Below are 25,196 nucleotides of genomic sequence, written 5' to 3'. Positions count from 1 at the left end.
CACTAGCCCTATCACTCCTGGTTGCCAAAACCGGGGGATGGGGACCAAAAGTGATAGGGCAAATGGGGGTGGGTCCGGCCGGCTGAGCCGGTTCACCCCCGACGGAGGATGCACCGGGCGGCCCCGCCCGGCAGAGTGCTCCTATGACGACGACTGGACAACGCCGGAGCGGCTGGCTGCGCCAGCTGATGCCAGGACTCGACGTCGCCGCCAAGTACCAGGGGAGCTGGTTCGGCAAGGATATCGTCGCCGGAATTGTGCTGGCGACGCTGCTGGTTCCCCAGGGCATGGCCTACGCGGAGCTGGCCGGGCTGCCCCCGATCACCGGGCTGTACACCACAGTTCTCTGCTTGCTCGCCTACGCAATTTTCGGTCCGTCCCGCATTCTGGTGCTGGGGCCGGACTCCTCGCTGGGTCCGATGATCGCCGCGACGGTGCTGCCGCTCGTCGCGTCCGACGGCGACCCGCAGAAGGCGGTCGCCCTCGCGTCGATGCTCGCTCTGATGGTCGGCGTCATCATGGTCCTCGCCTCTGTCGCCAAGCTCGGCTTCATCGCGGACCTCATCTCCAAACCGACCATGATCGGTTACATGAACGGCCTGGCGATCACCATCCTGGTCGGCCAGGTCCCGAAGCTGTTCGGTTTCTCGGTGAGCGGCGAAGGCTTCATCGGGGACCTCGTCGGCTTCATCCAGGGCGTCGTCAACGGCGAGGCGGTGGTCGCCGCGGCCGCCGTCGGCATCGCCGGGATCGCGTTGATCCTGGCGCTCCAACGGTGGCTGCCCAAGGTCCCCTCGGTGCTGGTCATGGTAGTGCTCGCGGGCACCCGGCGGCTCTGGCAGCAGCGTAAAACCGAGTTCAACCTCTCAATCGCGGCCTTCCTCGGGGTGACGTTGCTGGGGGTCCTGCCCGGCATCGGCATTGCGGTGGGGCTGTCCATTCTCAACATCTTCCGCCGGGCCTGGTGGCCCTACGAGACGGTGATCGGCCGGGTGCCCGGAGTCGAGGGGTTCCACGATGTGCACTTCCACCCCGACGCGAAACACCTGCCCGGCCTGGTGATCTACCGGTTCGACGGGCCGTTGTTCTTCGCCAGCGTCAGGCCGTTCCGCGAAAGCGTTCGAAAGCTGGCGCGCACCGAACCCAGGCCGCGGTGGATCGTGATCGCGGCCGAACCCATCACGGACGTGGACACCACTGCCTCGGATGTATTGCTTGAGCTGGACGTGGAGCTGAACGCGCAGGGCACCTCGCTCGTGTTCGCCGAGCTCAAGCACGGGGTCCGGATGAAAATCGAACGCTACGAACTGACCCGCCAAATCGACCCGCGCCACTTCTACTCCACCATTGACGCGGCCGTGGCCGCCTACATGGCCGAGACCGGGGCTGAATGGAGCGCCGGGGACTGACGCTCCCGGCCTTGCAGCCCCCCGGGCGCTACTTTGCGGTGCCTGCCCGCGCGAACATGCGCCGCAGGAGGGTGGCCGTGAGCCAGGTGACGGCGCTGCAGACCGCGACGCCCCAGGCGATGTCCGTCACGGCCACCACGGCGGGGAAGTCCTTGAGGACGGCGAGCGCGGTCAGGGCCCAGGTGGCGTAGGTGAAGAAGCCGAACAGGGCCGCTCCCGTCACCCGCTGGCGCATGCCGGCGTCGGGGTCGTTGGGCCGGATGCCGTAGTGCACGATCCCGACGACATAGATGCCGTAGAAGGCGACGGCGGCGGCGAGGTTGGCGCTGGGTGCCAGCAGCTCACCGATCTGGCTTCTGTACAGGTTGTTCGCCACCGTGCCGATCCAGAGGACGTCGACGGCGGCGAAGATCACGGCTGCGACCGCGTAGGAAAGCAGCCACCTCTTGACGTGGTTGTTCATGCCTGGCTCCTTTTGTCCGCGTAGAGGTTCTCGACGATGTGGCGGGCGCGTTCGGTGAAGTCGCCGCGCTTGAGTTTCATGGTGGGGGTCACGATGCCGCTGGCCTCGCTGAGGTCGGTGAGCAGCAGCACGAAGCGGCGCACCTGCTCGGACCGCGCGATCTTGGCGTTGGCGGCACTGACGGCCTGGCCGATCGCGGTGAGAAGCCGGGCGTCGTCGATCTGGACGGCGCCGCCGTCGTCCGGGATCCGCAGGCCGGCCAGATCGGCGATGCCCTCCCGCTCCGCCCACGCTGCGACGGATTCCGGGTCCAGCAGCACGAGCCCGCCGAGGAAGGGCTTGCCCTCGCCTACCATCACGGCGTGCGCCACGAGGGGGTCGCCCTCGACGTAGCCTTCCCAGATGGCGGGGGAGACGGTCTTGCCGCCCGCGGTGACGATGACGTCCTTGATCCTGCCCTGGAGGGTGAGACGCCCCAGTTCATCGAGCTCGCCGAGGTCGCCGGTGCGGAAAAAACCGTCCGCGAAGGCGTCCATGTTGTCGGCCGGCCTGCGGTAGCCGGCGAACACCCCGACGCCGCGGGCCAGCACCTCTCCCCGGTCCGAGATGCGCACGGTTGTTCCCGGCATCGGGACCCCCACCGTCCCGGCCCGAATCGACCCGGGCATGTTCCCGGTCAGCGGGGCGGTGGTCTCCGTCAGGCCGTAGCCCTCCACCACCGGCAGGCCCAGGCCACGGAAGAAGAGGGACAGCTCGGCGTCGAGTGCGGCGGCGCCGGACAGCAGGTAGTCGAGGCGCCCGCCCATCAGCGTCCGGAGCCGGGCGTAGAACAGGCGATCGAACAAGGCATGCTTCACCCGCAGGCCCAGCGCGGCCCTGGCCGCCGGGTCGTTGTCGTGGGCTTCGGCGAACCGGCCCCAGGCGACCGCGGTGGCCTGCGCTGACGCCCACACCCGTCCGAAGTGCTTCTTCGCCGCAGCGGCCGCGGCAGACGCCTGGATCTTCTGCAGCACCCGGGGGACCACCACCAGGAAGGTGGGCTTCAGGACGCCGAGAGCGGGCACCACGTCCCCGGGGTCTGACAGGTGCGCAATGCGCATGCCGTTGGCCAGACAGGTCAGCTGCAGTCCGCGGGCCAGCACATGGGCCATCGGCAGGAAGATGATGGTGTTGCCGCCCTCGCGGACCACGCCCGTGTAGGCGGCGGCCACGTTCAGGACCTGGCCCACGAAGTTGCCGTGGGTGATGAGCGCACCCTTGGGCGCGGCAGTGGTGCCGGAGGTGTAGACGATGGTTGCCACCGAGTCGAGATCGGCCAGCAGCCGGCGTTCCTCAACAGTGCCGTCGGAAATTTCGGCGCCGCGGGCCACGAGGTCGGCCACGTCAGCGCCCGACCTCTCGTCCATCGTCCAGACCCCCAGGCCCGGCGTCCCCGCCTGCGCGAACCCCTGCTCCAACAGGAGGGCATGCTCAGCGGTGCCAGCTATGGCGAGGCGCACGTCGGCATCGGCGAGGATCGCGGTCACCTGGGGTGCGGCCGACGTCTCGTAGATCGGGACGACGACGGCGCCGGCGAACCACGCTGCCATGTCGGCCAGCGCCCACTCGTACCGGGTGGGGGACATGATGGCGAGGGATTCGCCGGGACGAAGGCCGGCGGCGATGAGGCCCTTGGCCAGTGCACGGACCTCGTCGACGAACTGTCGGGTGGTCACCTGCCGCCACGGTTCCGTGATCGCGGCGTTCGCGGCACGTACTTCGAAGGCAATGTGGTCGGGGGAGGTGCGGAACCGCTGCAGAAGCAGCTCGGTCGCGTTGCGATGCCCGGACGCCTCAACCAGCAGCGGGGTGGTGAACTCTCTCATGGGGCGTCCTTCGTGGAAAGTGTGTGGAGGTGGTCGCGCATCAGGTGCTGGGCGACGTCGAGGAAGTCCGCGACGACGCTCTGCTGTGAGGCGGGCAGTGCCTGGATGTGCTCGTTGGTGGCGTTCACCAGGGGTTGCATCAGGGTGGTGATTTTACGGGCGGCCGCCGGAGTGGCGCTCACGTGGACCTGGCGCCGGTCGCCGGTGCCTCGGTGGCGTGCCACGTAACCGCGGGACACGAGCCGGCTGACGATCGCAGTGGTGGTTGCCGGGGTTGCGCCGAGCTCCGCGGCGAGTTTGCCAACCGTGACGGGGCCAAGCTGTGCCAGCACGGAGAGGGCACGGAAATCCGTGAGGTTCAGTTCCAGGTTGCGGGCCAGTTCCCGTTCTGTCTCGTTGGCGAGGGTGAACATGCCCTGCAGTGTGAATGCGGCCGGGTGGAAAGAGGCTGTGCTCATGGCCCACCTACTTGCGTTTGCATGTATCAAGGATACTGAATAATGTTTGATCATCAAACAGGATTGAATAATAGGCAGCCTAGCGGAAAGGGCTCCTGGCGTTTGCCGTAATCCAGTCCGGCTTATGAAGGGAACCCTGATGAAGGACACAGACCGCAGGTCGCTCATTGCCATCCCCGTTGTCGTATTGATCGGGGTGCTCATCGCCGTGGCCGGCAGCCAGGGCGGGGCCACCCTGGGCGGGATCCCCGTCTTCGCGATGGCGGTCGGGGCAGCGTTCCTCATTCAGTGGCTGGTGTTCATCCCCTCCTTCAGGGCCCAGACCGAGAAGTTCTACGACCTGACCGGCACCGTCACCTACACCGCCATCACACTGCTGCTCATCCTGCTCACCCCCGGAGTCGACGCGCGGGCCCTGCTGCTGGCCGCCATGGTCCTCGCATGGACCCTGAGGCTGGGGACGTTCCTGTTCCGTCGCATCAGCAAGGCCGGCAAGGACGACCGCTTCGATGAGATCAAGCCGTCCTTCGTGAGGTTCCTGAACGCATGGACCATCCAGGGACTCTGGGTTGTCTTCACCGCGGCCGCGGCGTGGGTGGCCATCACCTCCGCGACCAGGGTCGCGCTCGACTGGTTCGCGCTGATCGGCTTCCTCGTATGGGCCGTCGGGTTCGGATTCGAGATCGTGGCCGACCAGCAGAAGAGCCGCTTCAACGCCGACCCGGCCAACAAGGGCAGGTTCATCTCCACCGGGCTCTGGGCGAAGTCCCGCCACCCGAACTACTTCGGTGAGATTCTGCTCTGGATCGGCATCGCGATCATCGCCCTGCCCGCGCTGGAGGGGTGGCAGTGGGTTGCGCTGATCTCCCCGGTGTTTGTCACCCTCCTGCTCACGAAAGTCAGCGGCGTGCCGCTTCTTGAGAAGAAGTCCGACACAAAGTGGGGCGGCCAGGCTGATTACGAGGCGTACAAGAAGAACACTCCCGTCCTCATCCCCAAGTTCTAGCAGTCCCAGCCCGCGCCGCCGCAGGGCCGAGGATTCCGGCCGGAAAACCTACTCGTGTGTACGCAGCCCTAGTCCCCTCGCGCCCGGCGCCATGGGGTGTAATAGTGGGTCACGACACACAGAGTTAACCGATACCGACTCGCGGAAACTCGACGATCCTTGGCAAAATGCAGGTGGATCAATTGCTTCTAGAGGAGACCCATGGGCGCGAACACTGCCGAAAACACCACCCGCCGACTGAAGGCCGTACTGGATGTCCTTGCCGAGGGCGTGTGGACGGATGAGAAACTGAACGCCGGAGCGGTGCTGGGCGAGGCAATCGCACGCGTTCCGCTGAACGAGTTTGAGCGTGAGCTGCTCAGCGGCGGGATTCCCCGCGGCCACAAGACGCTGACTACCGCCACCGCGAAGCTGGTCAAGGCCGGCTGGCTGGTCAAGGGCCGTTCCGGCTGGACCATCACCGAGGACGGCCAGCGCGCCACCGTCGCGTTCGCTGACCCCGCCGCGTTCGCCGCAGCGCTCGACGCCGGAACTCCCGTTCCCGCCGACACCCCCCTGCCGTCGGCGCCCGTCGGCAAGCCAGCCGCGAAGGCGGCCCCGAAGGCTGCCAAGGTTGCCGAAAAGGTTGCGGGCAAGGCTGCCAAGCTGGTCGAAGAGGCCGTTGCCCCTGTCGCCAAGGCGGTCCGCAAGCGCAAAGCCCCGGCCGCCAAGGCCCCGGCGGCTTCCCCGGCCGCTGAGTCCCTGGCCTCCGCCACCGCAGCCCCCGCCACCAGCGTCGAGACCATCGAGCAGCCGGACGCCGTTGCCGTTGTGGGCGACTTCAACATCCTGCTGGGCGCCCCGGCCAACTGGGCCCCGCAGTACGACGAATCCCAGATGGAACTGGACCTCGTCGATCAGCTCTGGAAGCTCGCGGCGGACCTCCCAGCCGGTTCCTACAGCTTCAAGATCGCGCTGAACCGCGCCTGGGACGAGAACTTCGGGGCCTTTGGTGCGTTCGACGGCGCCAACCACGAGGTGCACCACTCCGGCGGCCAGCTGGTCATCCACTACGACCACCGGACCCACGACATCGTCCTGCCGTAGCTGGCGACGCGCATTCTTCCTGCCGCCGCGCAAAAGACTCCTCGACGCCCGAATCCTGGTAGCGAGGGGTCTTTTGCGCGTCGCGGGTGGTTTTGCGCGTCCCGAACTGGCCCTGCCCGGCAAGTCCAGACCGGCCTAGCATTGGATCATGGAAGCCGTCGAGGTTGCCGGGCTGCGGATCGCGTACCAGCGGGTAGGCCAGGGACCGCCGCTGGTCCTGTTCCACGGGGCCGGGGATGACAGCCGGAGTTGGCGTCAACAGCTGGAGGGCCTCTCGGACGACTTCACAGTGTTCGCCTGGGACGCTCCGGGGTGCGGCCAGTCCGATGACCCCGCCCCGGATTTATCTGCCGGGGAGCTTGGGGCCATCACCGCCGGATTCCTGCGCGCGGCCGTTCCTGCGAAGCCGCACCTTGTGGGCCTGTCGTGGGGTTCCCTGGTTGTCCTGGAGCTGTACCGCGGGTACCCGGAGATACCGGCGTCCCTGATTTTGGCGTCAGCCTATGCCGGCTGGGCGGGATCCCTGCCGCCCGAGGAGGTGGAACGGCGCTACGCCCAGGTGCTGGCCGAGATCGATCAGCCTCCGGAGACGATCATCAACGCGTGGCTGCCGACACTTTTCACCGACAAGGCCGATCCCGCCGTGGTGGCCGAGGCCACCAGGATCATGGCAGACGTGCGCCCGGCAGGAATGCGGGCCCTGCTCTCCGCCAGCGGCCGGGCCGACTACCGGCCCGTACTGCCCACCATCGCCATTCCGACACTCCTGCTGTACGGCGCGGACGATCAACGCTCCCCACTGAACGTCGCCCACGAGCTCCATCGCCAGATTCCGGGTTCAAAACTTGCGGTGATTCCCGACGTCGGACACCTGGCTCCGATGGAGGCGCCCGCCGCCTTCAACACGGAAGTGCGGAACTTCCTGCACGGCCTGAGCCGGGCCGCCGGCCGGGCGACCCTGGAACTGCGACCCTGGAACTGCCCTAGAACCGTGTGGGGTCCGGGCGCGGCGGGACCGGGCCGGGGTCGGGAATCGGCAGCGGCCCCGGTGCGGGGAACGGGCCGGGTGTTGGTGCAGGGCCAGGTTCCGGAATCGGCGGCGGCGGCGGGACCGGACCCGGCTCCGGCGGGAACGGGTCGCCGGGCTGGGGCTCGGGGGTGGTGGGGCCGGGCTCCGGCGGAAACGGCTCAGGTTCGTGCGGCGGTGGAATGGTCATGCCAGGCTCCCTCACTCGTTGTGGATGGTGCGTGGTGCGCCGGACTGCTCCGGATTACTGATCTGTCCGCGATGCCCCGGCGCGGAAGGCCCCCCGCTCCCACGGCCGCAGATACAACCGGTGCGCCGAAGCCCCGGCGGGCAACACCGACGCGGACTCGCCGACGTCTGATTATTGAACAGTTCCCGCAGGCAGGGAAGACCCCGCCGGCGCTATGTGCACGGCGCCAGGCCGGCGGCCGCCCAGGACGGCGCCCCAGCCCGGACATGACTAGTTCTGCGCGGCGATGCTCTTGTCCCGGTCCTCGAACACTTCCTTGCCGGGGCCCGTGAACGCCTTGGAGCGCTCGATCGCCTCGATCGATCCGGTGAACAGCTGGGAGTCGTGCGGATCGGCTGGGTGCCTGCTGTGTTCGTCCGCGGCGGAGACCTTGCCCGGCTGCTTCGCGCCAGCGCCGGAGGTTGCGCTACCGGTTGTCGTGGAGCTGCTGGAGCTCTCCGGGCCGGAGGAAGCAGCGGAACCGGCGGTGCCGGGCGTGCCGGACCCCAGCGAAACGGTGCCGAGGGATTCGAGCCGGACGTGGGGGAGCGCGGTCGGGTGTTCCTGCTGCAGGAACAGCACCAGCTCTTCGCGGATCAGGCAGCGCAGGTCAAAGAGGGTGGCGCTGTCGGCGGCGCTGACCAGGATGCGGACCCGGACGAAGCCGGCGGTCGCGTCGGTGATCTGCAGGATGCCCACGCGCTTGTCCCAGAGCTCGGTGGTTGCCAGGACCCTCTTGAGCTCGGCGCGCATGTCCTCGACCGGGGCGCGCCAGTCGAGGTCGAACTCCACGGTGCCCATGACCTCGGACTGCCGCCGGGTCCAGTTCTCGAACGGGGTGGTGGTGAAGTAGGTCGAGGGCAGGATCATCCGCCGGTCGTCCCAGATGTGGACCACCACGTAGGTCAGGGTGATCTCCTCGATACGGCCCCATTCCTTCTGCACCACCACGACGTCGTCGACCCGGATCGCGTCGGTGAAGGCGAGCTGGATGCCGGCGAAGACATTGACCAGCGAGGTCTGCGCGGCAAGACCCGCGACGATCGAAATCACGCCGGCGGAGGCCAGCAGCCCGGCGCCAAGGGCCTGGATCGCGGGGAACGTCAGCATGGCGATGCCCAGGGCCACGATGACAATCAGGGCGACGCCGATCCGCCGGGCGAGGATGACCTGGGTGCGGAGCCTGCGGGCGCGGCGGTTGTCCGCCACGTCCACCCGGTAGCGGGTGAGCACCATGGTCTCGATGATGAGGATGACGGCGATGGCCAGCCACGCGAGGGAGCCGATGAGCGCGATCTGCAGCGCGTGGTCCACATTGCGGCGCCATTCGGCGTCGTCCGTGGTCAGGCCCAGGGCGATCCGGACGGCAATCAGGCAGAGCGCAAAGCGCAACGGCAGGCGCGCCACCCGGGAGGTCTCGCGGAGGGCGGGCTGGTTGCGGTTGAGCCGGAGCACAACCCGGCGCACCAGCCAGGAGGCGAGGAGCCCGGCGGCCACGGCGAGAGCCACTGCGAGGATGGGGACCAGAAAGGGCATGGCGGGATCAAGGACGTCTTGCATTACTTAAGCTCTAGCAAGCTTCCGCGGCCAATAGAAATCTGCAGGGGACATCGTGGGAAGCATCACGGCCGGCGCTCGGGGACCCCGACCCTGACGGACGGGGCGCCAAGGGTCCTAAGGCCCTAGCTTCCGCGCGGAATCCCCCGAGAATTGTCCAACCACTTTGTTTTCCCAGGGGGAGGGTGCCATGCGCCGGGCCGCGTCAATCGCCACAACACTTTCCGCTTTCTGCGCTGCTTCGGTTCTCGCAGCGTGCGGGTCACCGGCGGCAGCCCCCGCCACCCGTTCACCGCCCACGGCGACGGCCAGCCCCTCGCCCAGCACGGCCACCTCGCCCGCCGTCACGGTACCGGCGGGCTGGAAGACGTTCACGACGTCGGACGGCACGCTTGCGTTCGACTACCCGGAGTCGTGGACCATCAAGGACCCGGCCGATGAACCTGCTGAGGGCGGTATCGCGGTGGACCTGGTGAGTGACTACGGCAAGACCATGGCCAGCCTGCGGACCAACATGGTCGCGGGCGCCGAGTGCCCGGAAGAGTTCCCCTTCATGATGTACGACTCCGAGCCCGTCCCGGCGCTGGCCCAGGGCGGAGTCACCCCGCGGTTCGTCTACGAGGGCCGGAGCGACCCGGCCTCGAGCGACCCGGCGGAGTCCCTCACCCTGGCCTACGGCATCACCTCCGCGCCGGAGCCCAACGGGGATACCGCCTGCCCGATTTCCCACTTCTTCACCTGGCCGCCCAGCGGCGCCATATTCGGCGGCGCCTATAACCCGTTCGACACCACCCCGGGAGGTCCCACGCACGTTGACACCCCCGAGGTTTACAAGGACACCACCGAATACAAGTACGTCAAACAGGCGATCACGTCCCTGCGGCCCGCCGGAAAGCAATGACGTGAGGAGGCCGGCGGGTTCACCCGGCGCCACCCGGTGCGCTGCGGTGGGCGGCGCCCTCAGTTCGGTCCTGCTGCTGGCGTCCTGCGGTTTGTCGCCGCCGCCGGCCGGCGCTTCCGCGTCGGAGGGCCAGACCCAGGGCAGCACGACGGCGGCTGCGTCCCCGTCCGCCACCACGCCGCCACGCCGCCCGGTTCACCGGCGTCTCAAGGGCCGGCGTCGGGCTGGAAGACGTTCACGACGACGAACGGGGGACTGTCGTTCGACTATCCCGCCGGCTGGACGGTCAAAGACCCCGTACGAGGTCTAAGATTCCGCTCCGGTGGTCGCGCTCGCCGAGGGCGGGGGCGGCGACGGCGGGGTGCCCCGCTACGCGTTCGAGTCCCGGGGCGGGGACACTGACGCCGTGGCCACGCAGACAACCATCGCCGCCGGGATCCAGGCCGCCTGACTCTTTGGCGCCGTCATACGTGACAGCCTCGGTCTGCACCTTCCCGGCCGCGAGCGCGGACAGCTGCGGTGAACCGATATGACGGTCGACGGCGTGCGCCAGCATGGCCTGCGCGACGGCGGCATACTTGCCGTTCTCGAACAGGCCTTTGTCCGCGCCGTAGTCGGTTCGTCCAGGATCAGCAGCTCGGGATTGTACATGATGGTGACACCGAGCTGGACCTTTTGCTGCTGCCCGCTGGAGAGCTTGTCCAGCACGGCGGAGGCCCGGTCCGCGAGCGCCACCCGGTCCAGGTACTCGAGCGACCATTGCCTGGCGTTGCGCCGCTCCATCCCTTTGAGCCGGCCGAAGTAGGGGCGGTGTCGATGACCTTTTCCTTCTTGTAGAGCCCGCGCTCTTCGGGAAGGTAGCCCAGCCGGTCGCCGTGCTCGGGCTTGAAGTCCCGGCCGTTGATGTGGAGGATGCCGGCGGTGGGTTCGTAGATGCCCAGCAGGGCCCGGATGGTGGTGGTCTTGCCGGAGCCGTTGCTCCCGAGGAAACCGAACGTCTCGCCGGCGTGCACGTCAAAGGAGAGGTCGCGGACCACGGTGGTGTCGCCGAAGTCCATCCGGAAGCCGCTGATGTGGACTCGTGCTTCGTCCATTGCGGCTCCCGATGGTGCCGGGCTGCCCGCCCGGGGTGTTGCTGCTTCGCCGCCTAGACGGCGGGGATATGCCGGTGCCGGCGGTGCGCCGGTTTCGGCAGGCCTGCCCTGGTGGTGCCTGTGCCGCCCCAGGCGTTGGAGCGGGCTTCCTTGATCAGGCCTGTGCCGGCGCATTCGCGGACTGCCATGATGCCGTCCGCTGCCGAGCGTTTGTCCTTAAATGCCTTGGATATCGCCAAGACCGTACCGTCGGCGCCGAGGAGCCGGAAACGGACGTTTGCCTCAGAGTCCGTGAAGATTTCGAATTGTCCTGCCATCGTGTTGTCCTTTCGGGCGATGCAGACCGCGGGAGGGTGAGGCACATCCATGTGCCATGCCGTTTTCTCGACACGTCCCCGCAGTGCACCTGACCATCGTTCCTGCCGGGGCGGGGGAAAGTAAGGGGCAAAGGTCCCTATGTGGACAGTGCACTGTTCCTCTGGCGGCGGCCGCAGCGGTGGGCGCTACATTGGGAGCATGGCTGAGCTTCCGAGGGGTGATTCCGGCGAGTGGGTCCGGCTGACGGCGCGGGTGGACGGCGTGGTGCAGGCGGTCGGGTTCCGCTATTGGACGGTGCGCAAGGCCGACGAGCTCGGATTGACCGGCACGGTCAGGAACAACGACGACGGCACGGTGCGCATCACGGCGGAGGGTCCGCAGTCTGTGGTGCTGGAGTTCCGGCGCTGGCTGCGCTCGCCGGAGGCGCCGGGCCGGGTGGAGAACGTGGAGGAAGCGATCTCCCGGGCCACGGGGGCGTTCAGTAATTTCCGGGTGGTGTACTGAGCGTGAGCAGGCCGTGGCCCAGGACTGCTGTGCGGGACAGCGTCCGGTAGCCCTCGCGGTCGAACAGCACGGTGAGGAGGTCGCCGTCGTGCCCCATGACCAGGCCGGGACCCCAGAGGGCATGCTCCACGCGGGAGTTCAGCGGGAACGCCTCAGCGCCGCCGCCGGCAGCACCAACGGCAGAACCGGCGGCAGTCCCGCCGTCGTGCTGGCCATGGTGCTCCGGCAGCAGCGCGGTGCCGTCGGCGCAGGTGTCGCAGTTCCCGCAGGGCCCGGGCAGGTCCTCGCCGAAGTAGCCGAGCAGGAACTGGCGGCGGCAGCGGTGCGTTTCGGCGTAGCTGCGGATCATGGCGATGCGGGACTTGTCCACGCGCTCGCGGGCCTTGGCGAGTTCGACGGCGCGTTCCACCACCTGGGCGGGGTCCGCCACCGGGTCGAGCGCCACGTCGAACCGGCCGCCGTCGTGGGGTGCCGTGACGGCGCCGGTTTCCTGCAGCAGGTTCAGCAGGCCCGTGATCCGCCGGGCAGGGAAAGCGGTCCATTCGGCCAGCGTCTGGGGCGGGAGCGGCCGGCCCGCCTCGCGCAGCACGGTGAGGACCGCCAGCAGGGCGGCCTCGTCCGGGGGGTGGGTGGCGAAGTAGCGCCGCAGCCCGAGGTCCTCGGAGCGGTAGTGCAAGATGGCGACGGCGGGCTGCCCGTCCCGTCCGGCGCGGCCGATCTGCTGGTAGTAGCTGTCGAGGGATTCGGGGACGTCCGCGTGGAGGACGAACCGGACATCCGGCTTGTCGATCCCCATGCCGAACGCGGTGGTCGCCACCACCGCGTCCAGGCCGCCGTCGAGGAACTGCTGGTGGACCAGCTCCCGCTCGGTGGGCGTGCGGCCCGCGTGATAGGCCGCGGCGCGGAGGCCGTTCCGGGCCAGCCGTGCGGCGTACCTCTCGGTGTCCTTCCGCTTGGCGGCGTAGACCAGCCCGGGTCCGCCCCTCCCCGAGACCTGCCCGGTGACCAGCGCGGTGACCTGCTCCACCACCGCCCGGCGCTTCTCCTTGTCCTCATGGTGGCGGAGAACCTCCAGCCGGATGTTGGGCCGGTCGAAACCATGGACCAGGACCAGGGGGTCGGCCATGCCGAGCCGGGCCAGGATCTCCTCACGCACCGGCGGAGAAGCGGTGGCGGTCAGCGCGGCGGTGGTCGGGTTGCCCAGGCGCTCGCGGACCTCGCCGAGCCGGAGGTAGTCGGGCCGGAAATCGTGGCCCCAGGAGGACACGCAGTGGGCCTCGTCCACCACGAATAGGGCGATGTTGAGCGCCGCGATGCGTTCCACCGTGCTGGGCTTGGCCAACTGCTCCGGGGCGAGGAACAGGAAGGCCGCCTCGCCGCTTTCCACCGCCCGCCACGCGCGCTCCTGCTCCGCGGCGCTGTGTGAGGAGTTGACCGCGACGGCGCCGCCCGGCCCCGCCGCTTCCCGCAGCCCGTCCAGCTGGTCCTCCTGCAGGGAAATCAGCGGGGAGACGACGACGGTGGGCCGCTGCTGCTGCTGGCGGTGCAGCAGGAGGGCGGGGACCTGGTAGATGGCCGACTTCCCGTAGCCGGTGGGCATCACGGCGAGGACGTCCCGGCCGGCAGCCAGTGCGCGCATCCCCGTCAGCTGGCCCTGGCGGAGGTGCGGCAGGCCAAAGGTGCGTTCAGCGAGGTGGCGGAGGCCGGCGTCGCCGGTCACGGTCATGGTGCAGCTCCGTTGCGGCAGGTGGGGGTGAGGCGGGGCGGGCGGGCGGGACGGGTGCGTTGATTTCAGGGTAGCCGTGGCCGGGGCAAAGGACCCTCGGCAGCGGGCGGGTTTCTGAGTAGGGTGGCCCCATGCAGAAGATATCGCTCGATGCCCTTGCCCGTCAGCAGCTTGCGGCGGCGGTGGCGGCACCCAGCGGACGTGCTGCGGACACTGCGTTTGGCGGGCATGAGAAGACCCTCCGCCAGACGGTGATGGCGTTCCGGGCCGGGACCCAGCTCAGTGAACACCAGAATCCCGGCGAAGCCACCGTCTTTGTGCTCCGCGGGTGCGTCCGGCTCCGCTCCGGCAACGAATCCTGGCAGGGCAAGACCGGTGACCTGCTGATCGTGCCGGACGGGCTGCACAGCCTGGAAGCGGAAGAGGACTCGGCGATCCTGATGACCGTCGCGAAGATCAAGACCTGACAGCCCCGCCCCAGGCGGGAAGCCAGGGAGACCTGTCAGGGGGGACCGGCCGGGGCATTCGACCCGGGGCCGCACCGTGGATGTCGGGGTTTTGGCCCGGGACGCGGTGGCGCGAGGAGCCGATCTGCTCGGCGTCGCCGGTGGCGGCGGAACCCAGGCGCTCGTGGCCGGCATCGCGGCCGAGCACAACCTGCCGTTCCTGGTCATCCGTGCCGGCACCCGTAACCACTTCGCCCTGGATCTCGGCCTGGACCGGGAGGACCCCGCCCGCTGCCTCGACGCCCTCCGCGACGGGGTGGACGGCGAGGCGCTGCATCGGGCCGCGGCGCACGTCGCGGCCTGAGCTGCGGAATTACTGGTTGTGCCGCGCCCACAGCTGCAGCCAGACGAGCAGCCGCGTCTCGGGATCGTCCAGGTCGATGCCGAAAAGTGGTTCCACCCGGGACAACCGGTAGCGGACCGTGTTGACGTGCACGTCCAGGGACTTCGCGGTCTCGATCGCGTTGCCTCCGCAGCTCAGGTAGGCGTAAATCGTCGCTTCAAAAGACTTCTGATGCTGTTCGTCGTGCCCGGCGATCCTGAGCGCATGGGTTCCGGGCAGCTGACCGGACGTCGTCAACGAAGCGACCATCTGGCGCAGCTGCAGACGTGAGCCGAGGGAGTCGTCGTCGGCCACAACGTCGTCGGAGTCGGCAGGTATCCGCCCCTCGGCGACGCCGCGCACCAGCTCGGACAGGACCAGCTCGGCATTGACCCGGGACTCCTCGAGCCGTTCGATCGCGGCCGCCACGCCCAGGGCGGCCAGGACCGGACGTCCGAGCAGCCGCCGCGCATTCTGCACAATTTTCAGGACCGCGGTGCGTTGAAATTGCCGGGAAGACTCCGTGGTTTGTGGCAGGACGATGTAGACGATGTTGTCCGAGAAACCACAGACGGCGGAGGGCAGCCGGATGGCGCAGGCGGTCCTGACGGTGTCGAACAGCCGGAGCCGGGATTGCAGGGTTTCGGACGCTACGGCGTCCGCCGGCCAGACACTGACGGCGGCCACCCGGACAGAAGACGCCGAGATCCCCAGCCGGATGGCCGCCAGCTCGGCGCGTTGCGGCTCGAACAGCAATGGCTGGACCAAATCGATCTGGCGGGTCAGGTTTGAGACGTAGGTGGTGCGCTTGTGCAGGATATGGAGCGCCGCAACATTGGCGGCTTCACGCAGGATCCGGTCCGCGTCCTCATTGTGGTCCTCCGCCCGTTCGAGGAGCCACAGCGAGCCCAGGACGGAGCCGCCGGCGCGGATGGAAATGGCCGTCCGCCGGAGCAGGGGATCCGCCGTCGCCACATTCAAGGCTTCGGTGGCGGCATGGACGCGGCGGTAGTCCTTGTCGGTTTCGACGGAATGCGGAACATGCAGCCGCAGGATGGAACTCCTGCGCGTCTCATCAATGGGCTGGTCCGGGAGCGTCGAATACGCCAGGATTGTCTGGTCCGGATCGGCGATCGCGATGGCGCCGCCCGCCTGGGCCGCAACCGTGTTGGCCAGGTCGAACAGGTCACCAGGGCGGATGTCCACCAGCGTGCGGCCCGATTGCCGGTGCGGCACCACAGCGGCGTTCATGATCTCCGCCAGTTGGTTCCACGGCACCGCGTCGGAGGCCCGGAAAAGCGCCATCCCCGTGTCCCGTGCCGCCGCCCGCAAAGCGGCATCGGAGGTGCCGTTGGATTTGTAGACAATGGCCACGTACCCGGCATCCCTGAGCTCCCGGATCTTTACCCCAAGACGCTTCCCCGACAGGGACAAACCGATGGCCAGCGCAACGGCACCGGGGTACCTGGCGGGACGGGCCATCGAGTCATAGAGAACAGCGCCCGCCACGATCTGCTGATCATCGGCCGGCATTTCGACGAGGCTGACAACTTCCGAGCCTGCCGAGCGGGCGACGTCCGCCAGGGTGGGCAGCGGGTGCCTCTCCGCGGCCGGAGCCGCAGTCACGGTTTCATCCCGGATGGTGCTTGGTAGTTGTTACTAATCATGGGCCCCTCAATTTGTCGCATTCTCCATAGTGGAGCGGCCATTCGCTTTCTACGCTGAACCATAGCGCACGACAGCACCAGGAAAGGCCCTCATTGAAAATCAGCGACGCCAGGCAGCTCATCCACGTGAAGGCGCCCGTCCTATCACGCCGGCGCCGCGTCCTGGCGAACGCCTACAACGTCGAGGAATACCGGAAATCGGCTCAGAAAGTCCTGCCGGCCGGGATCTTCGACTACCTGGACGGTGGTTCCGAAGACGAGGTGACGCTGCGGCGCAACCGGGCCGTCTTCGACTCGTGGGCGCTGATGCCAAGTTGGGGACCGGTATCCGGACCCGATACCAGCACCACATTGCTTGGGAAAGTCAGTGCCCTGCCCCTGACGTTGACCCCCACCGGCGCAACCCGCCTGTTTCATCCTGACGGCGAGCTGGCCGTCGCCGCGGCCGCCGACCGGAAACGCATCCCCTACGGGCTGGCGGGGCTCAGCACTGTGCCGATGGAATCGATCGCGGAAAGCCACCCGGACCTCGACCGCTGGTTCAACTTCGGACTGACCTCCGACGCCAAGGCCTTGAAGGACAAACTGGAGCGCTGCGAAGCCGCCGGGTTCAACACGCTGATTGTCGGCGTCGACACGCGGGCACTGGGCTCCCGGGAACGGGACCTCCACAACGGCTTCACCGCCCCGCCCGCGCTGACGCTGTCAACCATCGCGGACATCGCCCGGCGGCCTTCCTGGTGGATCAACTTCCTGAAATCGGACGGCATCAGTTTCCCGAACCTCGATCCGCGCAGTCCCGCGGCCACCACGGTGGTCACCCCCTCCATGTGGCAGCACATCCTTGGCCACTCGGATGCCACCAGCGGGTGGAAGGAACTCGTTGCCTTGCGGCAGGCCTGGCACGGCAAGATCGTCCTCAAGGGCTGCGTCAACCCGGCCGACGTCGCGAAGGCTTCCGCGATCGGCCTGGATGCCGTCCAGTTGAGCAACCACGGCGGCCGCCAGCTGGACCACATGCTGAGCCCCATGGACGTCCTGCAGGAATCCCGGCAGCGGGTGGGCGACTCCATCGAAATCTATGTGGACTCCGGCGTCCGCCGGGGGAGCGATGTCCTCAAGGCGCTGGCGCTCGGCGCCGACGCCTGTTCGATCGGCAGGGCCTACCTGTACGGATTGGTGGCGGCGGGCTCCCCGGGCGTGGGGCGCATCATTGAGATCTTCGCGGACGAACTCCGGCGTACGATGACGTTAGTAGGCGTTTCCAGCATTTCCGAGTTGAAAGCTCGAGGCGGGGAAATTCTTCGGGACATTCGTCATTCCGGAGAAATCCTCGAAACAACAGCGTCAGGCACCACGCACTAACGAGTTCTGAACATGCAGGCACACAGTGCCCTCCTCCCGCACTCTTGCGGGAATCTGGAGAATCTCTGAACACAAAAGGAAACCATGCGCACCCGATACGTTCTCCCCGTCCTCACCATAGCCACCGCGCTCGCGCTCTCCGGCTGCGTCGACAACAGCCAGCCGGCCGCCACCGGCGGGGCCTCCGGAACCGCTGACGCCGTCGTCGTGAAGAAGAACGACTCCATTGCCGCGATGCTCCCGGAGAAGATCAAGAGCGCCGGGGTGCTCAACGTCGGAATGGCCAACAACTACCCGCCCAACGAGTTCAAGGACGACAACGGTGCCCCGGCCGGCTGGTCAGTGGACCTCACCAACGCCCTGGGCCAGGTGATGGGCCTGAAGGTCAACTTCGACATCGGCACCTTCGACAACATCCTTCCCGCCGTGCGTGCAGGAAAGGACGACATGGGCATGTCCTCCTTTACGGACACGCTGGAACGCGAAAAGCAGGTCGACTTCGTCAACTATTACTCGGCCGGGATCCAGTGGGCCGCCCCCAAGGGCAAGACCGTTGACCCCGGCAACGCCTGCGGGCTGAAGGTCGCCGTCCAGGCCACCACCTATGAGGACACCCACGAAGTGCCCGCCAAGTCGAAGGCCTGCACAGACGCGGGCAAGCCGGCCATCACCATCTTCAAGTACGACGCGCAGGACCAGGCGACCAACGCCCTCGTGGTGGGACAGGTCGACGCCATGAGCGCCGATTCACCCGTCACCCTCTATGCGATCTCCAAGACCAAGGACAAGCTGCAGACAGCCGGCAACGCCTTCGAAGTGGCACCGTATGGCATCCCCGTGGCCCAGGGCAGCGAATTCACGCCCGTCCTGCAGAAGGCCCTCCAGTCGCTGATCGACGACGGTACCTACAACAAGATCCTGTCCAAGTGGGGAGTGGAAGCCGGCGGAGTCAAGACGGCAGACCTCAACGTGGCAGCCAAAGGGTGATAGCGCATGAGCGAGCCGGAATCAGACCGGATGATTGAGGCGGAACCCGCCCGGCCCGGGGAGTCCGGCAGGACGCCCCGGGCCCGCAGGGGACGGGACGACGACGGCGCGCCGCCGGAAGCGATCGTCGCCATCCCGTTGCGCCACCCGTGGCGGAACGTGGTGGCAGTGCTCCTGGTCCTCGGGCTGGCGGTCTTTGTGCTGGACGCCGCCCAGCGCCCGGACTATGGCTGGCCGGACGTGGGCAAATACATCTTCGACCGCCGGATCAGCCAGGCAGCGTGGGTGACGTTGTGGCTGACCATCTATGCGATGATCGGCGCGATCGTCATCGGCCTGCTGCTGGCCATCATGCGCCTCTCCCCGAACCCAGTGCTGAAGAGCATCGCCTGGCTGTACATCTGGATCTTCCGCGGAACCCCGGTCTACGTGCAACTGGTCTTCTGGGGCATCGTGTCCTTGATCTATCCGGTGTTCACGCTGGGTATCCCCTTTACGGAGCCGTGGGTCACCATCCCGAATGAGGTCTTCACCAACCTCTTCATCACCGCCGTGATCGGGCTGGCCCTTAACGAGGCCGCCTACATGTCCGAGATCGTGCGGGCAGGCCTGCTGTCCGTGGACGAGGGCCAGGCAGAAGCCTCGACGGCACTGGCGATGTCCTGGGGGCAGACGATGCGGTTCGTGGTGGTTCCCCAGGCAATGAAGATCATCATTCCGCCGACCGGCAACGAGGTGATCTCGATGCTCAAGACCACCTCCCTGGTGGCGGCGATCCCGTTGAGCATTGACCTCTATGGTGTGTCCCGCGGTATTTCGGCCGTGACGTTCACTCCGGTGCCGCTGTTGCTGGTGGCATCACTCTGGTACCTGCTCTTCACCTCCGTCCTGATGGTGGGCCAGCACTTCATTGAAAAGCGGTTCTCCCGCGGAACCGGACGGGTCAAGACGGGCAAGGAACCGGCGACGCCGGAAACGGCAACGACGGCGGGTCCCGGCGAACCCGGCGGACCGCTCGGCACTGACTTTGGAGGAAAAGGATGACGGACGCGCCGATGGTGCTCGCGGAGCGGGTCTCCAAGAATTTCGGTTCCAACAAGGTGTTGCGCGGCATCAGTCTCGAGGTCGACCCCGGGGAGGTGCTGTGCATTGTGGGCCCCAGCGGTTCCGGTAAATCGACCTTCCTGCGGTGCATCAACCACCTGGAACGCGTTGACGGTGGCCGGCTGTCGGTGGACGGTCAGCTGGTTGGCTACCGTCAAAAGGGAGACAAGCTCTACGAACTCAAGCTCAAGGAAGCAGCCTTCCAGCGCCAGGAAATCGGGATGGTCTTCCAGCGGTTCAACTTGTTTCCGCACCTGACTGCTGTGGAGAACATCATCCTGGCCCCCATGCGGGTGAAGGGTATTTCCAAGGCCAAAGCCACCGCCCGGGCCGTGGAACTGCTGGAGCGCGTGGGTCTGGGGGACAAGGGCGATGCCTATCCGGCGCACCTGTCGGGCGGGCAGCAGCAGCGCGTGGCCATCGCCCGCGCCCTGGCCATGGACCCGAAGCTGATGCTCTTCGACGAGCCGACCAGCGCCCTGGACCCGGAACTCGTGGGCGAGGTGCTCGACGTTATGAAGGAACTGGCCAGGAGCGGCATGACCATGATCGTGGTGACCCACGAGATGGGGTTCGCCCGCGAAGTGGCGGACACACTGGTCTTTATGGACGAAGGTGTGGCGGTGGAGGCCGGCCCTCCGCGGCAGATCCTGAGCGACCCGCAGCACGACCGGACCAAGGCGTTCCTTTCCAAGGTTCTCTGACGCCGGCCGTCGTCCGAGCGGCGGACGTCCCCGGGGTGGAACTTCCATACCGGGGCGCCAAACACTGGCACATTCTTCATGTGATCGCCCGCCATACGTGATGCGCTGAACTTCGGAGTCGGAGCGGCCGCCGTAGGACTCGCATGTCACAGAGTTACTGGCACTGCACACCATGGGACAGACTGTTGCCGTGAGCAACTCTCCCCGGACGGGCCTCGCCGTCGCAGGTCTCAGCCTGGGCACGGCCCTGAACCCGCTGAACTCCTCGATGATCGCCGTCGCCCTTGTGGTACTGCGCGCGGACTTCGGACTCGACGTCGCCACCGTCACCTGGGTGATCACCTCCTTTTATCTCACCTCCGCCGCGGGCCAGCCGCTGATGGGCCGGCTGGCGGACCGCTTCGGCCCGCGCCGGCTGTTTATGCTCGGCATGATCCTGGTGGCCGTGACCTGTGCGCTGGCTCCGTTCGCGCCGAACTTTGCCGTGCTGTGCGTGGCCCGGGCGTTTATGGCCCTGGGCACAGCGACCGCCTACCCGAGCGCCGTCGTGATGGTCGGTGCCCTCGCGAAGCAGGCGAACGTGAAATCCACCCGGCCGCTGGGCCGGATCCAGATGGCCAACACCTCCGCAGCCGCGGTCGGGCCGGTGGTGGGCGGGCTGTTGGTGGGTTTCGTCGGCTGGGAGGCCTTGTTCCTGATCAACGTCCCGCTGGCCCTGGCCGCGATCGTTTTGGTCCGGCAGTTCGCCCCGGCGGACGAGGACCGGGAACGCGGCCGGGCCTCGGAGCTGCTGCGGGACTCGGATATCCCCGGCATCCTGGCCTTCATCGGCTCCATGGTCCTGGTGATGATGGCGCTGCTCAACGTCGTGCCCGGCTACCGCTGGTGGCTGCTTGGCGGAGGGACCCTGCTGGCGGTGCTCTTTGTGTGGCGCGAGTTGCGCTTCGCCCCGCCGTTCCTGGATCTGCGGCTGCTGGGCAGGAACCGGCCGCTGCTGCTGGTCTACCTGGGTTTCGCCTTGTTCAACGGCGTCTACTACTTCGCGTTCTTCGGCCTGCCGCAGCTGCTGCAGGAAGCCGGGGGCTACGAGCCCGGTGTTGTGGGCCTGCTGATGTTGCCGCTGGCGGCGATGTCGGTGGTCGTCACGCCGTTCGCGGTCCGCGCGATCGACCGGTTCGGGGTAAAGCGGGTGATGATTGCCGGCGTCGTACTGCTGGTGTCCGCGTCAGGAATGATGTGGCTGCTGACCGCATCCTTCGCCATCCCGTTGGTCATGGCGCTGACCGCCCTGCTGGGCGTGCCGTACGGAGTGGTCAGCATCGCCTCGAGCCAGGGCATGTACGTCTCCACGCGTCCGGAGGAGCGCGGCGTGGCCGCGGGGATCTTCCAGACCTGCCGGTACCTCGGGGCGATCACGGCCACCGTGCTGATCGGCATTTTCTATGGCACAGGCGTTAACCAGGCCAACTGGGGGCTCATGGTCTTTGTGATGCTGGGACTCGGCGCGGTGGTGTTTGTGGTGTCGCTGCTGTGGCGGGAGCGGCGGCGCTGAGGTCCGGAGGTGCGGACTCCTGCGCCGCCTCCTCACTGAATGGGGGCGTCATAGAGGTAGTGCCGCAGGACGTCGGACCGGGCGGGGTCCCTGAGCTTCTCCATCGCCGCGGCCTCGATCCGGCGGATGTGGTCGCGGGTGGTGCCGTGAACTTTCGCCACCGCGTCCAGCGTTTGGCCTGCGCCGCCCGTCAGGCCGAAGCGCATCGCAATGATCCGGGCCTCCCGCCCCTCAAGGGTGCCGAGAACGGACTGCACCTTCGCTTTCAGCTGTTGATGGAAGAGTGCATCGCCCGCGTCGGGAGCGGAGGAATCCCACAATTGTTCGGCCAGGGCTTCGGTTCCGCCCCGGCCGTCGGGCACTTCAGCATCCAACGAAGAGACCGGCTGGTCCACGGCCGGCAGCCGGATACGCCTTGACTGGTTGGCCACCGCCCCGCTGATGGCACTCCGGATGTGCCACGTGGCGTGGGTGGCGAATCTGACGCCCCTGGCGAAGTCGAAGGTGCGGACGGCCCTATGCAGTCCCAGGTTTCCTTCCTGGAGCAAATCTTCAAAGTCGAGTCCCCGGCGGGTGTAACGCCTGGCGATCGACACAACCAGCCTCAGGTTGGCCTGGAACAGCGCGTCGGAAGCTTGCCTGCCGAGAAGGATGATCGTCCGGAGCTCCCTGGCGTGCTGACCGGGCCGCGGTGTACCGTCCGCCAGGAGCTGTTCCGCGAAGAGTCCGGCCTCGATCTCTTGCGCCAACTCAACTTCCTGCTCGGCGGTGAGCAAGGCGTAGCGGTTCAGCCGGCGCAGGTAGTCCCCGACGGCGTCGGTGTTTAGGTGAGTCAGTTCAGCCATGTCATCCCCTGTAGGACGGGTCAAGCTTGTGACGGCAGACTACGGTGCCGGTGTGACAATATCCGGGGGCGTGGGACGGTCATCAGCCAGCGCATCTTGACAGGCTTCCGGTCCCGGAATAACTTCGGCCTTAACGAGGCGTTTCGCCCGTTCCCCACTACTTTGCACAGTCTCCATCGGCGCTCCGCGCGGGCCGATTCTTTCTGGCGACGGAGCCGGTGCAGCTGGCCTGGGGGATCTAAATTCGGTCTCTCGCCTACAAGGAGTCGGAAATGTCGGAAGGTATTGGACTGATAGAACGGTTCTACAAGGACGTCATGGAGAGTGGAAATCTCGCCCTGATTGATGAGCTGGCGACGGACAGTTATGTGGATCACGAGGAGGGCCTCCCCGGGCAGCCGTCCGGCAAGGACGGGGTCAGATTCTTTGTGAACACCATGCGGTCGGCTTTCCCGGATATCACGGTCAAAGCGATCGAGCCCTCGCTGAGCGCCGGAAACATGGAGGCGTGCCACGTGATCCTCACCGGAACCCATCGTGGGGAAATGGCCGGCATCCCGGCAACGGGCAAGAGCGTCGAATTCGACTGCACTGACATCATCCGGGTCGAGGACGGCAAGGTGGCCGAGCACTGGGGGACCACCGACAACCTGGGCCTGATGCAGCAGATCGGCGCGGTGGCCGTTGGCTGAGCGATACCGACCCACGACGGCGGCCGGAACGACCGCCGTCGGCCACAACAAAAGGCTGTCCACGTTCCCCAGGGAACACGGACAGCCTCTGCTTTGTTGCGTCAGGCGCCTTGAGCGGGCGGCCCGTCGTGGCTTAGCGCTGTTCCTCCCGTTGGAGGGCTTTGTCGTGTTCGGCGTGGGCACGGCGCAGAAGGTCCATGACCTCGGTTTCATGGCGAATGAGCCCCTTGTACTTCTCCGGCAGCGTCCGCAGCTGCTCTTCTTCGCTGACCATCTTGGCGAAGATCCGTTCCCGTTCCACGATGTCGGTTTCGTAGTTGAGGTCCAGGTAGTCGACGGCGTGCCGCTTGGCGCCCGAGACGGCGTTCTTCGCCTTGCCCTTGGGGCTGAAGATGGAAGCCAGGACGGTGACGGTGAGGACTCCCAGGATCACCAGGAGCGAGGCGCCGGTGCTGATCTCGAGGACGGTGACGTGTTCGCCGTCGTTGATGAACGGCAGGTTGTTCTCGTGGAGGGCGTGCAGGACCAGTTTGACGCCGATGAATCCCAGCACGGCGGCGAGGCCGTAGGACAGATAGATCAGCCGGTCCAGCAGACCGTCGATCAGGAAAAACAGCTGCCGCAGGCCCATCAGTGAGAACGCCGTGGCCGTGAAGACAACAAAGACGTTCTGGGTCAGACCGAAGATGGCGGGAATCGAGTCAAGCGCGAACAGGATGTCCGTCCCGCCGATGGCCAGCATCACCAGGAGCATCGGGGTGAGGACACGCTTGCCGTTTTCGATCGTGAACAGCTTGTCGCCGTCATAGTGCGAGGAGGCTGGGAGGAATTTCTTGGCCAGCCGGACGATGAGCCCGTCGGATTCGTCGTCGTGCGCATTCGGCCGGAGCAGGTTGCCTGCCGTGAGCAGCAGGATGAGGCCGAAGATGTAGAACACCCAGGAGAAGCTGTTGATCAGGGCGGCGCCCAGGAAAATGAACGCCGTCCGCGCAATCAGCGAGAAGACGATCCCGAAGAGCAGCACCTTCTGCTGGTCGGCGCGGGGCACACGGAAGCTGGCCATGATGATGAGGAAGACGAAGAGGTTGTCGACGGAAAGGGCCTTCTCCGTGACGTAGCCGGCGAAGTACTCCGTTCCCATCTCGACGCCGCCGAAAACCAGCACGCCGACGCCGAACAGCAGGGCGAGGCCGACATAGATCGATGACCAGATGGCCGATTCGCGCAGGGTGGGGGTGTGGGCTTTGCGTACGTGGAAGAAGAAGTCGAAGGCCAGCAGGCCCACTATTCCGATGATCGTGAATATCCAGACAATGGTGGGGACTTGCATGCTGCCTCATTTGGTGTCGGCCGGTGTGGTCGGCGGGGGCTGGTCACTTAGAGGAACGAATATCACGCCCCGGGAGTGCCGGAATTCTGCAAATTCACGTGCGGGCGGCGCCGTGAGGCGGCCGCCCGCCGTCGTCGCGCAGCTAGACCTTCGGTGCGTAGGCCTTCGGGAGCTTCAGTCCGCGCTCTTCCATGACGGTGCGCAGGCGGGTGGGGTAGTCGCTGATGATGCCGTCCACGCCGAGGTCCATCAGCCGGTTCATGTCCGCGGTGGTGTTGACGGTCCAGGGGATGACCGGCAGGCCAAGTTCATGGGCTTCGGCGATCATTCCGGGGGTGACGGAGCGGAAGGCGGGGGAGATGACGTCGTAGCCCTGGGCGGCCGCGGCCTTGGCAAGGGATCCGCCGTAGGTGTCGATGTCGATCCCGCCGAGGTTGGGGCTGGCTCCGGGCCGGCCGACCTCAAGCCAGGCGTCGCCG

General features: G+C 67.0%; 25 protein-coding genes and 1 pseudogene. 15 read left to right on the top strand and 11 right to left on the bottom strand.

Annotation, left to right across the window (positions count from 1 at the left end):
* Positions 1 to 143: 143 nt before the first annotated feature.
* Positions 144 to 1,409, top strand: coding sequence for a SulP family inorganic anion transporter (locus ACZY0Y_RS15525; RefSeq protein ID WP_463958981.1), 1,266 nt, complete (start codon positions 144 to 146; stop codon positions 1,407 to 1,409).
* Positions 1,410 to 1,437: 28 nt separating this feature from the next.
* On the opposite strand, the gene ACZY0Y_RS15520 is transcribed toward ACZY0Y_RS15525, so the two are convergent.
* Genes ACZY0Y_RS15520 through ACZY0Y_RS15510 form a run of 3 tightly spaced genes read right to left on the bottom strand, consistent with a single transcriptional unit; the run spans position 1,438 to position 4,195 of the window.
* Positions 1,438 to 1,872: a DUF2177 family protein gene (locus ACZY0Y_RS15520; protein WP_463958980.1), complete on the bottom strand. Its 435-nt coding sequence runs from the start codon at positions 1,870 to 1,872 to the stop codon at positions 1,438 to 1,440.
* Positions 1,869 to 3,737 (bottom strand): AMP-dependent synthetase/ligase, encoded by a 1,869-nt coding sequence (locus tag ACZY0Y_RS15515; protein ID WP_463958978.1) that lies wholly within the window; start codon positions 3,735 to 3,737, stop codon positions 1,869 to 1,871. The genes ACZY0Y_RS15520 and ACZY0Y_RS15515 overlap by 4 nt, the downstream gene beginning before the upstream one ends.
* A complete protein-coding gene (locus ACZY0Y_RS15510) occupies positions 3,734 to 4,195 on the bottom strand; it encodes a MarR family winged helix-turn-helix transcriptional regulator (protein ID WP_463885511.1) in 462 nt (153 codons plus the stop codon). Before ACZY0Y_RS15510 ends, ACZY0Y_RS15515 begins: the two co-directional genes overlap by 4 nt.
* 139 nt (positions 4,196 to 4,334) lie before the next feature.
* Between ACZY0Y_RS15510 and ACZY0Y_RS15505 the strand changes: the two genes are divergently transcribed.
* The 3 genes from ACZY0Y_RS15505 to ACZY0Y_RS15495 all read left to right on the top strand — a co-directional run bounded on the left by ACZY0Y_RS15505 (position 4,335) and on the right by ACZY0Y_RS15495 (position 7,836).
* On the top strand, positions 4,335 to 5,201 hold the full coding sequence (locus ACZY0Y_RS15505; RefSeq protein WP_463958977.1) for a DUF1295 domain-containing protein: 867 nt from the start codon (positions 4,335 to 4,337) through the stop codon (positions 5,199 to 5,201).
* 201 nt (positions 5,202 to 5,402) lie between these two features.
* Positions 5,403 to 6,287 carry a pullulanase X25 domain-containing protein gene (locus tag ACZY0Y_RS15500; RefSeq protein ID WP_463958975.1) on the top strand — a complete coding sequence of 295 codons (885 nt, stop codon included), beginning with the start codon at positions 5,403 to 5,405 and terminating at the stop codon, positions 6,285 to 6,287.
* 148 nt (positions 6,288 to 6,435) lie between these two features.
* Positions 6,436 to 7,836, top strand: coding sequence for an alpha/beta fold hydrolase (locus tag ACZY0Y_RS15495; RefSeq protein WP_463958973.1), 1,401 nt, complete (start codon positions 6,436 to 6,438; stop codon positions 7,834 to 7,836).
* Here the strand turns inward: ACZY0Y_RS15495 and ACZY0Y_RS15490 are convergent.
* Positions 7,775 to 9,103: a mechanosensitive ion channel family protein gene (locus ACZY0Y_RS15490; RefSeq protein ID WP_463958971.1), complete on the bottom strand. Its 1,329-nt coding sequence runs from the start codon at positions 9,101 to 9,103 to the stop codon at positions 7,775 to 7,777. The two genes, ACZY0Y_RS15495 and ACZY0Y_RS15490, sit on opposite strands and share 62 nt — an antisense overlap.
* 163 nt (positions 9,104 to 9,266) lie before the next feature.
* Here ACZY0Y_RS15490 and ACZY0Y_RS15485 point away from each other — a divergent pair, with 163 nt between their 5' ends.
* Both ACZY0Y_RS15485 and ACZY0Y_RS15480 read left to right on the top strand, forming a co-directional pair.
* A complete protein-coding gene (locus ACZY0Y_RS15485) occupies positions 9,267 to 10,001 on the top strand; it encodes a hypothetical protein (RefSeq protein WP_463958969.1) in 735 nt (244 codons plus the stop codon).
* A gap of 322 nt (positions 10,002 to 10,323) precedes the next feature.
* The gene (locus ACZY0Y_RS15480; protein WP_463958991.1) at positions 10,324 to 10,452 is read left to right on the top strand and encodes a hypothetical protein; all 129 of its coding nucleotides are present in this window, start codon (positions 10,324 to 10,326) and stop codon (positions 10,450 to 10,452) included.
* A 161-nt stretch (positions 10,453 to 10,613) separates the two neighbouring features.
* Here the strand turns inward: ACZY0Y_RS15480 and ACZY0Y_RS15475 are convergent.
* Positions 10,614 to 11,095 (bottom strand): annotated as a pseudogene (locus ACZY0Y_RS15475) (ATP-binding cassette domain-containing protein); the annotation flags it as partial.
* Between the two features lie 53 nt (positions 11,096 to 11,148).
* Positions 11,149 to 11,412 (bottom strand): YegP family protein, encoded by a 264-nt coding sequence (locus ACZY0Y_RS15470; RefSeq protein WP_463885260.1) that lies wholly within the window; start codon positions 11,410 to 11,412, stop codon positions 11,149 to 11,151.
* A gap of 199 nt (positions 11,413 to 11,611) precedes the next feature.
* Here ACZY0Y_RS15470 and ACZY0Y_RS15465 point away from each other — a divergent pair, with 199 nt between their 5' ends.
* Entirely contained in the window at positions 11,612 to 11,917 is a 306-nt protein-coding gene (locus tag ACZY0Y_RS15465) for an acylphosphatase (RefSeq protein ID WP_463958967.1), read from the top strand.
* Here ACZY0Y_RS15465 and ACZY0Y_RS15460 read toward each other — a convergent pair.
* Positions 11,892 to 13,643 carry a RecQ family ATP-dependent DNA helicase gene (locus ACZY0Y_RS15460; RefSeq protein ID WP_463958965.1) on the bottom strand — a complete coding sequence of 584 codons (1,752 nt, stop codon included), beginning with the start codon at positions 13,641 to 13,643 and terminating at the stop codon, positions 11,892 to 11,894. The genes ACZY0Y_RS15465 and ACZY0Y_RS15460 overlap by 26 nt on opposite strands.
* Positions 13,644 to 13,774: 131 nt before the next feature.
* On the opposite strand from ACZY0Y_RS15460, the gene ACZY0Y_RS15455 reads away from it, so the two are divergent.
* The gene (locus ACZY0Y_RS15455; RefSeq protein WP_463885255.1) at positions 13,775 to 14,110 is read left to right on the top strand and encodes a cupin domain-containing protein; all 336 of its coding nucleotides are present in this window, start codon (positions 13,775 to 13,777) and stop codon (positions 14,108 to 14,110) included.
* A gap of 91 nt (positions 14,111 to 14,201) precedes the next feature.
* Positions 14,202 to 14,453, top strand: coding sequence for a diacylglycerol kinase family protein (locus ACZY0Y_RS15450; protein WP_463958963.1), 252 nt, complete (start codon positions 14,202 to 14,204; stop codon positions 14,451 to 14,453).
* A 9-nt stretch (positions 14,454 to 14,462) separates the two neighbouring features.
* On the opposite strand, the gene ACZY0Y_RS15445 is transcribed toward ACZY0Y_RS15450, so the two are convergent.
* Positions 14,463 to 16,097, bottom strand: a complete 1,635-nt coding sequence (locus ACZY0Y_RS15445) for a PucR family transcriptional regulator (protein ID WP_463958961.1) — start codon at positions 16,095 to 16,097, stop codon at positions 14,463 to 14,465.
* Positions 16,098 to 16,231: 134 nt separating this feature from the next.
* Here ACZY0Y_RS15445 and ACZY0Y_RS15440 point away from each other — a divergent pair, with 134 nt between their 5' ends.
* The 5 genes from ACZY0Y_RS15440 to ACZY0Y_RS15420 all read left to right on the top strand — a co-directional run bounded on the left by ACZY0Y_RS15440 (position 16,232) and on the right by ACZY0Y_RS15420 (position 21,850).
* Positions 16,232 to 17,503, top strand: coding sequence for an alpha-hydroxy acid oxidase (locus ACZY0Y_RS15440; RefSeq protein WP_463885250.1), 1,272 nt, complete (start codon positions 16,232 to 16,234; stop codon positions 17,501 to 17,503).
* Between the two features lie 84 nt (positions 17,504 to 17,587).
* Positions 17,588 to 18,490: an ABC transporter substrate-binding protein gene (locus ACZY0Y_RS15435; RefSeq protein WP_463885248.1), complete on the top strand. Its 903-nt coding sequence runs from the start codon at positions 17,588 to 17,590 to the stop codon at positions 18,488 to 18,490.
* A 6-nt stretch (positions 18,491 to 18,496) separates the two neighbouring features.
* A complete protein-coding gene (locus tag ACZY0Y_RS15430; protein WP_463958959.1) occupies positions 18,497 to 19,534 on the top strand; it encodes an amino acid ABC transporter permease in 1,038 nt (345 codons plus the stop codon).
* Positions 19,531 to 20,298 carry an amino acid ABC transporter ATP-binding protein gene (locus ACZY0Y_RS15425; RefSeq protein ID WP_463885244.1) on the top strand — a complete coding sequence of 256 codons (768 nt, stop codon included), beginning with the start codon at positions 19,531 to 19,533 and terminating at the stop codon, positions 20,296 to 20,298. Before ACZY0Y_RS15430 ends, ACZY0Y_RS15425 begins: the two co-directional genes overlap by 4 nt.
* Positions 20,299 to 20,488: 190 nt before the next feature.
* Positions 20,489 to 21,850, top strand: coding sequence for an MFS transporter (locus tag ACZY0Y_RS15420; RefSeq protein ID WP_463958958.1), 1,362 nt, complete (start codon positions 20,489 to 20,491; stop codon positions 21,848 to 21,850).
* 32 nt (positions 21,851 to 21,882) lie between these two features.
* Here the strand turns inward: ACZY0Y_RS15420 and ACZY0Y_RS15415 are convergent, their stop codons facing one another.
* Complete coding sequence (locus ACZY0Y_RS15415) at positions 21,883 to 22,695, bottom strand: sigma-70 family RNA polymerase sigma factor (RefSeq protein WP_463958956.1); 813 nt, start codon at positions 22,693 to 22,695, stop codon at positions 21,883 to 21,885.
* A gap of 272 nt (positions 22,696 to 22,967) precedes the next feature.
* Between ACZY0Y_RS15415 and ACZY0Y_RS15410 the strand changes: the two genes are divergently transcribed.
* A complete protein-coding gene (locus tag ACZY0Y_RS15410) occupies positions 22,968 to 23,387 on the top strand; it encodes an ester cyclase (protein ID WP_463885238.1) in 420 nt (139 codons plus the stop codon).
* Positions 23,388 to 23,520: 133 nt separating this feature from the next.
* On the opposite strand, the gene ACZY0Y_RS15405 is transcribed toward ACZY0Y_RS15410, so the two are convergent.
* Positions 23,521 to 24,717, bottom strand: a complete 1,197-nt coding sequence (locus ACZY0Y_RS15405; protein ID WP_463958954.1) for a TerC family protein — start codon at positions 24,715 to 24,717, stop codon at positions 23,521 to 23,523.
* A 142-nt stretch (positions 24,718 to 24,859) separates the two neighbouring features.
* Positions 24,860 to 25,196, bottom strand: a 337-nt coding sequence (locus ACZY0Y_RS15400; RefSeq protein ID WP_463958952.1) for a glycerophosphodiester phosphodiesterase family protein, incomplete at its 5' end; no start/stop codon positions are given.

This window comes from Pseudarthrobacter kochi (assembly GCF_055412805.1).
Note: the sequence above shows the minus strand (reverse complement) of the source record. Positions and strands in the feature narration are given on the sequence as shown.

Coding starts and splice junctions, on each gene's coding strand:
- ACZY0Y_RS15405 (WP_463958954.1), bottom strand. CDS start 24,717: ATGCAAGTCCCCACCATTGTCTGGATATTCACGATCATCGGAATAGTG.
- ACZY0Y_RS15425 (WP_463885244.1), top strand. CDS start 19,531: ATGACGGACGCGCCGATGGTGCTCGCGGAGCGGGTCTCCAAGAATTTC.
- ACZY0Y_RS15495 (WP_463958973.1), top strand. CDS start 6,436: ATGGAAGCCGTCGAGGTTGCCGGGCTGCGGATCGCGTACCAGCGGGTA.
- ACZY0Y_RS15515 (WP_463958978.1), bottom strand. CDS start 3,737: ATGAGAGAGTTCACCACCCCGCTGCTGGTTGAGGCGTCCGGGCATCGC.
- ACZY0Y_RS15520 (WP_463958980.1), bottom strand. CDS start 1,872: ATGAACAACCACGTCAAGAGGTGGCTGCTTTCCTACGCGGTCGCAGCC.
- ACZY0Y_RS15430 (WP_463958959.1), top strand. CDS start 18,497: ATGAGCGAGCCGGAATCAGACCGGATGATTGAGGCGGAACCCGCCCGG.
- ACZY0Y_RS15410 (WP_463885238.1), top strand. CDS start 22,968: ATGTCGGAAGGTATTGGACTGATAGAACGGTTCTACAAGGACGTCATG.
- ACZY0Y_RS15460 (WP_463958965.1), bottom strand. CDS start 13,643: ATGACCGTGACCGGCGACGCCGGCCTCCGCCACCTCGCTGAACGCACC.
- ACZY0Y_RS15525 (WP_463958981.1), top strand. CDS start 144: ATGACGACGACTGGACAACGCCGGAGCGGCTGGCTGCGCCAGCTGATG.
- ACZY0Y_RS15505 (WP_463958977.1), top strand. CDS start 4,335: ATGAAGGACACAGACCGCAGGTCGCTCATTGCCATCCCCGTTGTCGTA.
- ACZY0Y_RS15500 (WP_463958975.1), top strand. CDS start 5,403: ATGGGCGCGAACACTGCCGAAAACACCACCCGCCGACTGAAGGCCGTA.
- ACZY0Y_RS15510 (WP_463885511.1), bottom strand. CDS start 4,195: ATGAGCACAGCCTCTTTCCACCCGGCCGCATTCACACTGCAGGGCATG.
- ACZY0Y_RS15490 (WP_463958971.1), bottom strand. CDS start 9,103: ATGCAAGACGTCCTTGATCCCGCCATGCCCTTTCTGGTCCCCATCCTC.
- ACZY0Y_RS15435 (WP_463885248.1), top strand. CDS start 17,588: ATGCGCACCCGATACGTTCTCCCCGTCCTCACCATAGCCACCGCGCTC.
- ACZY0Y_RS15415 (WP_463958956.1), bottom strand. CDS start 22,695: ATGGCTGAACTGACTCACCTAAACACCGACGCCGTCGGGGACTACCTG.
- ACZY0Y_RS15470 (WP_463885260.1), bottom strand. CDS start 11,412: ATGGCAGGACAATTCGAAATCTTCACGGACTCTGAGGCAAACGTCCGT.
- ACZY0Y_RS15455 (WP_463885255.1), top strand. CDS start 13,775: ATGCAGAAGATATCGCTCGATGCCCTTGCCCGTCAGCAGCTTGCGGCG.
- ACZY0Y_RS15465 (WP_463958967.1), top strand. CDS start 11,612: ATGGCTGAGCTTCCGAGGGGTGATTCCGGCGAGTGGGTCCGGCTGACG.